The sequence below is a fragment of the Campylobacter sp. TTU-622 genome, assembly GCF_016598965.1.
Taxonomy (GTDB): Bacteria; Campylobacterota; Campylobacteria; order Campylobacterales; family Campylobacteraceae; genus Campylobacter_D.
Genome location: NZ_JAENKR010000047.1, coordinates 1 through 10860, shown reverse-complemented (window position 1 = coordinate 10860; position 10860 = coordinate 1). Strand labels below are relative to the sequence as shown.

At 26.9% G+C, this 10860-nt stretch carries 8 protein-coding genes and 2 pseudogenes; all 10 read right to left on the bottom strand.

Annotated elements, in window-relative coordinates; genetic code table 11:
* Positions 1-116 (bottom strand): annotated as a pseudogene (locus JG677_RS08830) (D-glycero-D-manno-heptose 1-phosphate guanosyltransferase); the annotation flags it as partial.
* 1 nt (position 117) lies between these two features.
* Positions 118-1137, bottom strand: a complete 1020-nt coding sequence (hddA, locus tag JG677_RS05455; RefSeq protein WP_200285575.1) for a D-glycero-D-manno-heptose 7-phosphate kinase — start codon at positions 1135-1137, stop codon at positions 118-120.
* Positions 1134-2165 carry a GDP-mannose 4,6-dehydratase gene (locus JG677_RS05450; RefSeq protein WP_200285573.1) on the bottom strand — a complete coding sequence of 344 codons (1032 nt, stop codon included), beginning with the start codon at positions 2163-2165 and terminating at the stop codon, positions 1134-1136. Before JG677_RS05450 ends, hddA begins: the two co-directional genes overlap by 4 nt.
* Positions 2166-2173: 8 nt before the next feature.
* On the bottom strand, positions 2174-3214 hold the full coding sequence (locus JG677_RS05445; protein WP_200285571.1) for an NAD-dependent epimerase/dehydratase family protein: 1041 nt from the start codon (positions 3212-3214) through the stop codon (positions 2174-2176).
* Positions 3215-3301: 87 nt separating this feature from the next.
* Positions 3302-4378: a GDP-L-fucose synthase family protein gene (locus JG677_RS05440; protein WP_200285569.1), complete on the bottom strand. Its 1077-nt coding sequence runs from the start codon at positions 4376-4378 to the stop codon at positions 3302-3304.
* A 3-nt stretch (positions 4379-4381) separates the two neighbouring features.
* Positions 4382-5309 (bottom strand): annotated as a pseudogene (locus JG677_RS08825) (FkbM family methyltransferase).
* 2 nt (positions 5310-5311) lie between these two features.
* On the bottom strand, positions 5312-5860 hold the full coding sequence (locus JG677_RS05425) for a dTDP-4-dehydrorhamnose 3,5-epimerase family protein (RefSeq protein ID WP_200285565.1): 549 nt from the start codon (positions 5858-5860) through the stop codon (positions 5312-5314).
* Entirely contained in the window at positions 5860-7713 is a 1854-nt protein-coding gene (locus JG677_RS05420; protein ID WP_200285563.1) for a hypothetical protein, read from the bottom strand. Before JG677_RS05420 ends, JG677_RS05425 begins: the two co-directional genes overlap by 1 nt.
* Positions 7714-7721: 8 nt before the next feature.
* Entirely contained in the window at positions 7722-8969 is a 1248-nt protein-coding gene (locus JG677_RS05415) for a hypothetical protein (protein WP_200285561.1), read from the bottom strand.
* An 18-nt stretch (positions 8970-8987) separates the two neighbouring features.
* On the bottom strand, positions 8988-10860 hold a 1873-nt coding region (locus JG677_RS05410), incomplete at its 5' end, for a glycosyltransferase (protein ID WP_200285559.1).

Below are 10860 nucleotides of genomic sequence, written 5' to 3'. Positions count from 1 at the left end.
GAATTTTCATTTACTAAATTTAAAGCTTGTTTTATAGCTCCACCAGTTCCTAAAGGTTTTTTTTCTATGCTATATTCTATTTTTATGTCTAAAAATTTATTTTTAAAGTGGTTTTGATTAAATTTTCCATGATTTTGTTCCTTCTTTTGTAAATGAAAAATCTTGAACATATCCTTGTTCTTTACTTAAAGCTTTTATAAGTTTATATTTTTTAATAGGATCTACCAAAAAAAACATAAATCCACCTGCGCCAGCTCCACTTGTTTTTCCGCTATATGCACCATTTTCTACAGCTATATTATAAATTCTATCAAGCTCATCATTGCTAACGATTTCTGAAATCACTTTTTTTGACTGCCAAGACTTACCTAAAATTTGCGCCAAAGTATCAAAATCCGCCTTAAATAAAGCTTCTTTCATCTTTATAGCATCTTGCTTTATGGCATGCATGGCTTCAAGGGATTTTTCATCTCCAAGCTTTCCTTTTTTATGCTCTTCTATATCTTTTGCTTCTCTTGTGATATTGGTAAAATAAAGTACGGTTCTAGCTTCAAGCTCACTAGCTATCCAGTTTTTTATACGCAAAGGATTAACAATTACTCTTTTATTATCATAAAATTCCATAAAATTAAAGCCGCCAAAAGTTGCAGCGTATTGATCTTGTGCTCCGCCTACTATACCTAAATCTTCTCTTTCTATCTCATAAGCAAGTTTAGCGATTTCATATTCTCCTAAAGGAAGATTAAGCCACTCTGCAAAAGCCTTTATAACTCCCACAACTAAGGTTGAGCTTCCACCAAGCCCACTACCACTTGGTACATCCGAATAAGTGTGTAAAGAAAAACTTAAAGGTTTTTTTGTAAAATCTTTTACAATGCGATTATAAATACTTTTAAAAATATCTAATTTTCCATCATTTTCTAAAAATTCTTTACTTTCATGTTCAGAGTAAGAATTTGTATCAGGAGAATCAAAGATGATTTTTCCATCTTCTCTTTCGATCAAAGTGCAATGTATATATAAAGATATAGTTGCATTTAAAACATAACCTGTATATTTATCACAATATAGATTTATGTCAGTCCCTCCACCTGATAAACCAAGACGAAGTGGAGTTTGTGTGCGTATAGTTTTCATCTATTTAGTGGAATCCTTCCTTTTTTTATCTCATCTCTCCAATGATTTAATAGATCCTCAAACATTTTTCTAGCTGGAATTTGGGGTTTCCAGTTAATAAAACTTTTGATTTTTGTATTATCAAACATTTGATAATCCGCATCAATAGGACGCAATCTTTCTTCATCTTGTTCTATTTTTATATCTTTTCTTGTAGAAAAAGATAAAAGAATTTCTATAACTTCAGGGAGCTTAAAAGCCTCTTCTCCTGCTATATTAAAAGCTTCACCACAAGGAATATTACCCTTTTGACTCTCAAGCGAAAGTAGATAATAAGCCCTTATAGCATCACGACAATCTTGAAAAGTTCTTACACTAGATAAATTTCCTACCTTAATAATAGGCTCTTGATAGCCCGCTTCAATGAGTGCAATTTGCTTTGCCACCGTGCTTTCAAAAAACACATCAGAACGTCTTGGGCCACTATGTGTTCCCATTCTTGTAACAAAGGTACGAATGTTATAAGCTTCACCATAAAACCTTCCCAAATAATCAGTTCCAATTTTACTTATACTATAAGGGCTTGCTCCGTGAAATGCTGTTTCTTCATTAAGTTTTATGCCTACTTTCGCTTTGCCATAAACTTCACTCGAAGAACAAATATGTACCACTGGATCATATCCATCTTTCTGTCTTAATAATCTTATATTTTCTAAAATATTAGCTGTACCTATTATATTAGTTTGTAAAGTTTCAATAGGAATTTCAAAAGAAGTTTTTGGATAAGACTGTGCTGCTAGATGAAAGATAAAATCAGGACGTTTGCTTTCAAAAAGTTTTTGTATGCTTGAATAATCATTTAAATCAGCATAAAAAATGGAAATTCTATTTTTTTTATTTATTCTATCGCTTAAATGATAAATATTATCCATACTTTCTTGCCAACGCATCATACCTATGATTTCATAATCTGTATTTGCAAGTAAAAAATCAGCCATTTGCGATCCAACTTGCCCAGTAAAACCTGTGATTAAAGCTGTTTTTTTCATAATTTTTCCTATTGTCTTATATTTTGCTCTTTTAAATACCAATTATACATCATTTTAATACCATCTTCAAGTTTGATTTTCGCTTTCCAGCCTAAATTTTGCAATCTCGAGCTATCTAATATTCTATCCATTGTAGAATCAGGCTTTGTATTATTAAATACAATTTCACCATTAAAACCGACAATATTTTTAATTAAAAAAGCAAGCTCTTTTATACTTAAAAATTCTCCACTTCCTACATTAAGATGCGGTTCATTATATGAAATAGTATCTTTAAAATCTATATTTTGCATCACATAAATAGAAGCATCAGCCAAATCTTTTGCATGAATAAATTCTCTAATTGTATCACCACTGCCCCAAATTTCTACACTTTCTTTACTTATGCCAAATTTTTGTAAATATTCCATTGCTTGTTTTAAAGAGCTCATTTGCAAGTCCTTTAAAACTTGATTGATTTTATTTTCATCTAAAAGTTTTGCTAAATGAAATTTACGAAGTAAAGCAGGCAAAACTTTTGCTTTTTGCAAATCAAATTCAGTTGTTTCTCCATATAAATTTGTAAGATATAAAGTAATAAAATTTGTTTCATATTGCAAGTTATAGCTTTCACACATTTTTGTCCCTATAATTTTTGGTAAACCATATGCAATAGCTTTAAAATCTAACTTACCATCTAATAAATTTTCTTCTTTAATAGGATTTATAGCTTTTTGAGGATAAGCCCAAGCAGAACCATAGAAAATAAGCTTTTTAACATTATTTTGATAAGATGAATGAATAATATTTGCTTGAAGCATGCTATTTTCATAAATTACATCAGCTGGAGTAAAAAGCCCTAAAGTATCAAGTTTAGCAGCACATAAAAAAACATATTCTGGTTTTTCTTTTATAAAAAAATTAACTACAGCTTTTTGATCTACTAAATCAAGCTCTTTTCTTGTTTTTACAATAATGTTATTAAAACCTTTCTCTATAAGCACATTGTAAAGAGTTTTTCCTAATGTGCCACTATGTCCTGCTATATAAATTTTAGAATCTTTAAGCATTGCAAATCCTTTGCATAGAATTTGCAAAATCATAAACATTACTTGTATAAAGGGAGCGATAATTTACAATGAAAAAATATTCAAAGCTTATCCCCCCCCCCTATTTTTATTTTTAGATACTTGATTATTTCTATACCATTCATACATCATTATTATTCCTTCTTTTAAGTTAATTTTATGTTTCCAACCTAAAGAGTGAATTTTAGAACAATCTGTAAATTTTTGCAATGCACCATCTGGACGATTCAAATTAAAAACTAAATTTCCTTTAAACCCAACTATATTTTTAATCAACTCTGCTAATTCTCTAATGGTAATATTTTTATGTGGACCTATATTTAAATGAGTATTAATAATCTCAGTATTATTGCCTTTTAAATCTTTAAAATCTATATTATTCATAATAAATAAGCAAGCATTTGCCAAATCTTGACTATGCAAAAATTCTCTTGTAGGTTTCCCACTGCCCCAAATTTCGACATTGCTCTCATCTACGCCAAATTTTTTTAAATAATTCTTAGCTTCTTCGATAGAATCTAATTGTAAATCATTTAACAAATCCTCATATCGCTTTTCATTTAAGAGTTTAGCTAAATGCATTTTTCTTAAAATTCCAGGTAATACATGGGATTTTTCAAGGCTAAATTTATCATTATTGCCATATAAATTTGTAGGAGTGATTGCTATAAAATTTGTGTTGTATTGCAAATTATAACTTTCACAAAGCATTAAACCTGAAATTTTAGCGATTGCATAAGGTTTATTAGTATATTCAAGATCTCCACTTAACATTTGTTCTTCGTTAGTTGGTAGTGTTGCATTTTTAGGATAAACTGTAGTTGAAGCTATAAAAAGTAATTTTTTTACTTTATGTAAATAAGCATTATGAATAACATTGCATTCTATCATCAAATTTTGATAAATAAAATCAGCACGATAAGTATTATTAGCTAAAATCCCACCTGCCTTAGCTGCTGCCAAAATAACATATTCTGGTTTTTCTTTTTCAAAAAACTCATTCACTGCTTTTTGATTTGTTAAATCAAGTTCAGAATGAGTTTTAAAAACAAGATTTTTATAGCCTTGTTGTTTAAGTTCATCAAGTATAGCACTGCCTACAAGCCCTCTATGTCCTGCAATATAAATTTTAGAATCTTTTTGCATTATTTATCCTTGAAATCTTAATGGAATTTCAGGATTAGATGGCCAAACTGGAAAATCTAAATTTTGTAAATTTCCACATTCTTTTCTATAATCTAAAACTTGCATTGAACTTAATTCATTTTTTCTTAAGTAACTTACTTCCAAAGTAGTACTAAAAAATAATCCATTGGAATAAAAAATCTTACCATGATTATTTAAATGCGCATGTATTGGAATGAAATATTCATTAAGTTTTTTTAGTAAACTTATTCTTTTTTCAACCCCATTTTGCTCTTCAGGATTGCATCCATGAAATTCAAAAATAACTTGTGAAAAATATTTAGATAACAAATAAATATCAATATTTTCAAGCATATCCCACTCATGATTTTCAATATCACACTGCAAGATGTTGGGTAATGTTTCATCTAAGTTATTATCTTTTAAAACTTGTGATAGGGTAATTGTATTTTCATCATTGTTAATACCTATAAATTTTTTATGAAAAATAATATTTGGATGATTGTAAGGACTTCTCTCTATAGAACCATCATATTCTATCACTTTAAATCCTTTTTGCGCCATTTCTAAATCCCAAGGAGAATAATCAGAAACACCCAAAGATAAAGCTTTCACACAATCCCCCCCCCACGCTATTAAACTGATGCATTACATAACCACCATCTCCATTGCCTCCAATTCTTAATAAATCACTCAAAGGTAATTTCAAAGGTCTAATAAGTTTTAAATAATTTACAATATTTTTATAACATTGTTTATTGTTATTTATACGAATATAATTTCTATCTCTATCTTGCAACAATAAAAGCAAAATTTCTTTATCTTTTTTATCAATATCTAAATTTGAAATAATATTTGACATTAAAATTTGGTAAGACAACTGATTATTAAACTTAACACTAGAGTTTAACTCTTCTAATATTTTTTTCATATTTATCCTTTATTTTTAGTTGCTAAAATATCACGCTCTGAAAGAATAGGAAAATTTGTTGGCCAGTCTATACCAATTTTTTCATCATTCCAAGCATAAGTAAATTGTTCAGGTGCATCTACATATTCTCCCAAATAAGCACACTTATAATAATACACCGCACCTTCTTTAGAGCTTACATAATGAGCATTTCCAAAACCTGATGGCACCAAGATGATTTGCTGATTATCTTGATTTATAATGAATTTTTCATATTTTAAATACGTTGAAGAATCTTTCCTGCAATCAACTACAACCTGATGAATTTCTCCATAAACACAAGTAGCCAATTTGTAAGTTTTTATATCACCATGGATACCACGGATAACATTATGTTTGGAGTATATAAACTTATCATGTATAAATTTCAATCCATTTGGTAAAAGTTTATCCATGGCTTTACTTGTAAAAGCTGTCCAAATTTCACCACGTAAATCTCTAAATTTATTAGGAGTTATTACATATACTCCTTTTAAAAGCTTTGATTCTTGTATATCAAATTCTATTGTCATTATTTTCCTTTTTTATCTTTATACTCTTTTTTTAATTTCCACAAATCAAACCAAAATTTAATATATCCACCTTTATACCAATTTTTACTTGCTTTTATAAAAGATTTTCCTAGTTTATAAGCAAAACTTTCCTTTATAGCATTAGAGTGATTATTATAATAATTTTCAGTGTGATGTTGATGATGGTACAAACAAACAATAATTTTTATAGGTATTTTTAATATGCCTATAAAAGTTTTAGAATTATGAATTAATATTATCCCTATTTTATAAGATAGATGATTGCATGACTTATTAATCATATTATACAACTGACCTTTTTTAGAGTATTCTTCATACTCTAACAAAAAATCAATGCTATTAGATAATTTTTTTGTCAACTCAATATTGTTTTTTATTCTTTCACGGTCTAATTTCAATTCTTTACTAAAATTTGGAGGTATAAAATCTATAAAATAAAAATTCTTTATGGTATGAGCTTTTAAACACATACAATTTATCTTCATTAAAGAACAAAATTGCTGTAAAAGATGATGAGCTGAATCAAAATTAGGAAAATTTTTAAACAAATTTATAGACTTATTTAAAGAACCATATTTCCACAATGATAAATAAATTTCCATTGCGCTTCTTCTTCCAGCAGCAAAATTATCATTAAGACCAGCATTTAAACCTTCATGATGTTTTATCATGAGATCGTTTATGCATAATTTTTCAAGTTCATCAACTGAAAAATTTGCATTATACTCTACATCAGGTCTAACTCTAATAATAAAATCATATTGAAAATTATTTTCTGCTTCATACTGAATCACTGATTTTAACAATTGATAATTAGAATACCATACTTTCGAAACATTAATAAAAAGATTATTTTTATCTAAAGAATATTTTTTTATAAAATATTCATGATTCTTTATAACTATCTTCTTAAAAATACCTATTTTTTGTAACTTTTTAACATCAAGTTGAATTGAATATTCTTGATTTAATTTAAAAAAAACATTTGGAAAATATTGTTTTAGATTATTTTTATGCATAATTTCATTAGGAATAGAATTTAATAAATTCTCATTTAATAATCTTTTAGCCCAGTTCCCCCCTGCTCCATTTAATCCTGGCCATAAAAATGCCGAATTCCAAGTGAATAAAAAAATATCAACATCAAACTGAAAACTTTCTATCACTTTTTTTAAATTTAATTCCCATTCAACTCCTCTCATTGCGCCTCCTATGCATAAAGCAATTTTTTTTGGAGAATTCAAATGTTGAGTATGAAAAGTATTAAAATTATAATTTAATAAAAATTTTTCATAATAAACTCTAGCACCAATAGTCATATTTGTATGGAAATTTTCTTGTAAAATAGTCAATATATTTCGCGTCTCAAGACAAAAAAAGTTTTTATTCATACAAGAAAAATAATCAATAGTAGATTTAATAAAAAAAGATTGAAAAATTACGGAAGAATTATTTTTAATTACATAAGGTAACAAATTTATAACAAATTCTTTTTTTAAACAAAATTTCAAAATTGATCGAGAAATTATATAATTAATACATAGTGGGATATATTTTTCTTTTTTAATATAATCAAATATTTCATCGTCACTAAGTGTTTGTATTTTAATTAAAAAATTATAAAACTCAAAAAAACTACCTAAATACATATTATTCCAATGGATTGGTGACGCGTCTTTAAATAATAAAATTAACTCATCCACACTTCCGATCTGATATAAAAAATCTATATATTCTCTACACTGACTAGTTGAATCTTTCTTATAAATATTTTTAACTATATCAAAATTCCATTCTTCGAGTGCATTAGTAATTTTTTCTTGTATTTTCATTTAATTACTCACTTTTTTGTTAATATCTCAAAGAAGAATTTAATTAATCCTCCTTTATACCAAGATTTACAAGCTTTAATAAATTTTTTTCCAAGTTGATATGTTGTACCATTTTTTTCTACCATTGCTTCGTTATAATCGATATAATTTTTTAATGGTAAAGTTTTATATTTAAAATCTGCCGTTTTATGAACAATTAAAATAGCTAATAATATAAAAGGCAACTTAATATAACCAAAAAAAGAATTATATTTTATTAAAATCCTTCCTACTTTATAAGTTAAATGATTGCGTATTATAAACTTAGCAGAATTAGGATAAATGATATCATCTTTGATACGTAATCCATTTTTTTTTCGTAATTGATAGAGTTCTAGATTTTTAATTTTAATGCCTTGCTCTAAATAAACTAATTCCATTTTTTGTTTTTTTATTGTAAGTGAATTTAAACCTTTTTGCAAAGATAATTTTTCTTGATTTAAAGTTAAAATATGCTGATTAAGACCATCTAAATCTGATTTTTTAATATCAATAAACATATATTGATCAATTTGTTGCATTCCAGAGCGCCATGGTCTAAATTCATATTCCCATCTATACTTTATAAATATATTATATATACTTTCATCTTCCAAGTACGCCCTATGTGGATGTCTAACTGATCCAAAATTACTAAACCATACCAAATCACCTTCATTTGGCATCCTAGAATCCAATAAGCCAAATCGAAAAGCATTGGATGAACAAAAATTCGTTTTAGGTGGTAAAGGAAACTCTCTAAATACACCTTCCCAACCATTTTGAGGTTTTCTAATAGGATTATAAACCTTAATATAATCATCTAATCTTAAAGGTTTAAAAAACATAATATCAGGTCTTGTATATAAATGGTAATCGTATTTTATATTGCACTCTTTTTCGTAATCCAATTTTAAAGAATTAACTTTTTCTAAAGTAATATACATTCCAGGTTTATTGCTATTTAAAATAGGAGGTTCAATAAGATGTTTTCTAGGTTGATAAATTCCTATAATTTCTTCTATATCATGGATGCCTATTTTTACACCAGTTAACCCTGGATATTTTAAATGAGAATGAGCACTTCCAGTATCAAATTGATCCCATGTATGTAAAAATATGTCTATTAACCAACCATCTTGCTTATTTATATCTATAATATTATTAAAAAAGCTTTTATAGGTTTGCTTATAAGTCCTTAAAGCGCCAAATAAATGGACTGCCAACCTTTTTTCCATCATTCCCTCCCATGATATTTATTTTTTCAAAGATCTGCAAATTTCATTAATTAAAAACAAAAGATTTGGATATTTTTTACTTCTTTTTTTCTTTTTTATTAAATCAAGGCGTATATTTTTATAAATTTTACCCCTAAATAATAGTAAAGTCGCTAATAAATCATGTTGTATTTTATTCAAATTTTTACTTAAATATTTTTCCACAGTATCATAATGTCCATAACGCAAATTTAAATGAATCCAATGAATTATCCAAGCTGTATTATTGCTATCTTCACGCATGGCTTTTTCTATAAACTGCAAAGATGTTTCAAATTCTTTTTTTAATTTTAAAGATAATTGATACAGCCTAAAAAATGCCATGGATTTATACATAGAATTTAACTCCAATTTATTAATATTTTCTTTAATAATTTGATATTGTTGTTCTTCGGAAAAAATTTCATGAAATGAGATATCTTTTTTAATACCAGCAAAAAAGGAAGGACATTGAGAAAATGCTGATTTCTGTAAAGAAATTCCTGGGGTATAAATTAATTTTGCACAAGAAAGAAAATTCATTTCAAAAAATGCCCTTTCAGTAACATCTAAAAATTCAGAAGCAAACTGATCAACTAAAATAATTTTTTCATTATTAAAATAATTGATTAAATTTTTACTAGCACTAATATCTTGGCTAAAGATTACAACTTTATAATCTTTAATTTGATTTTTTATAATCTCTATGGCAATTTCATATGGAAAATATTTGTCTCCTACAAAAGCATATAAAGAAGCTGTTTTATATGTTGAAGAATAAACTATATCTGCACCTCTAATATGTATTGCTATAAATTCACCCAATTTACTAGCAGTTTGTTTAGCATATTCAATAATATTTTGATATTTTTTTGAAAATTTTATTTTCTTATAAATCTCTGCAAAATCTTTATAACATTGTTTTTCATTATAATCTTCTATCCAATTGCTTAATGCGCCACCTTCTATCCCAGGGGCATACCAACCCCATTTTTGTTCAAAAGGACCATTTTTTATATCACTAAAAGTTTTTTTCTCTTGATAAATTCCAAACCCATGATTACTTGATATATCTTTATAATCATCAATATAATATTTTTGTATAAATTCTTCGCTAAATATATCATTAGCTTTACCTAATGCAAATGGAATATGTTTTGTAGTGTTGAACATTTCATGTGTATTTCCTATCACATCTTCAACCTTCCCCCATTTAAAATAAAACGGTAAATTAGTTTTTTCAGATAACAACAATCCTGCCATCATTGCAAATAATCTCATGCCGAATCCATCAGGCTTTGCCATAATGATACATGGAGACAACATATATCTATCATTTTTATATTCTTCCAAACTAATTCCAAAAAGATGGTTAAATTTCTCTAAAATAGTATTATTATATTTAACATAATCAAAATTACAAGATTGAATAGATTCTTTTAAATATTTTATCATAGCTTTTGACAAACTATCAACATCAGGATTTACCAACAATCCTCCACGCGAATTTAAAACCGATTTATTTCCTATTATATTTGTTGCTATTATTGGTTTTTTTAATACTAATGATTCAAGTAAAACCATGGGTTGCCCTTCATGTAATGAGCTTAATATAAAACAATCAGCTTTTTTTAAATAAGGATGAGGATTGTTTCTATTTCCAAGAAGATATATATTTTTAATTTTATTTTTTAAAATGTATAATTTTAAATCTTCTCTCAAAGGTCCATCGCCTAATATCACTAATTTAATATTATTAAATTCTAAATTAACTTTTTGAAAAGCTTTGATAAGTGTTATTTGATTTTTTTCTGGTGATAATCTAGCAATATTAATAAAAACTTTACTATTATCATTAAAGATAGATTCATCT

Bases quoted from the DNA above. Each gene is read 5' to 3' on its own strand.
- JG677_RS05440 (WP_200285569.1), bottom strand. From the start codon at position 4,378: ATGCAAAAAGATTCTAAAATTTATATTGCAGGACATAGAGGGCTTGTA.
- JG677_RS05415 (WP_200285561.1), bottom strand. From the start codon at position 8,969: ATGGAAAAAAGGTTGGCAGTCCATTTATTTGGCGCTTTAAGGACTTAT.
- hddA (WP_200285575.1), bottom strand. From the start codon at position 1,137: ATGAAAACTATACGCACACAAACTCCACTTCGTCTTGGTTTATCAGGT.
- JG677_RS05420 (WP_200285563.1), bottom strand. From the start codon at position 7,713: ATGAAAATACAAGAAAAAATTACTAATGCACTCGAAGAATGGAATTTT.
- JG677_RS05425 (WP_200285565.1), bottom strand. From the start codon at position 5,860: ATGACAATAGAATTTGATATACAAGAATCAAAGCTTTTAAAAGGAGTA.
- JG677_RS05445 (WP_200285571.1), bottom strand. From the start codon at position 3,214: ATGCTTAAAGATTCTAAAATTTATATAGCAGGACATAGTGGCACATTA.
- JG677_RS05450 (WP_200285573.1), bottom strand. From the start codon at position 2,165: ATGAAAAAAACAGCTTTAATCACAGGTTTTACTGGGCAAGTTGGATCG.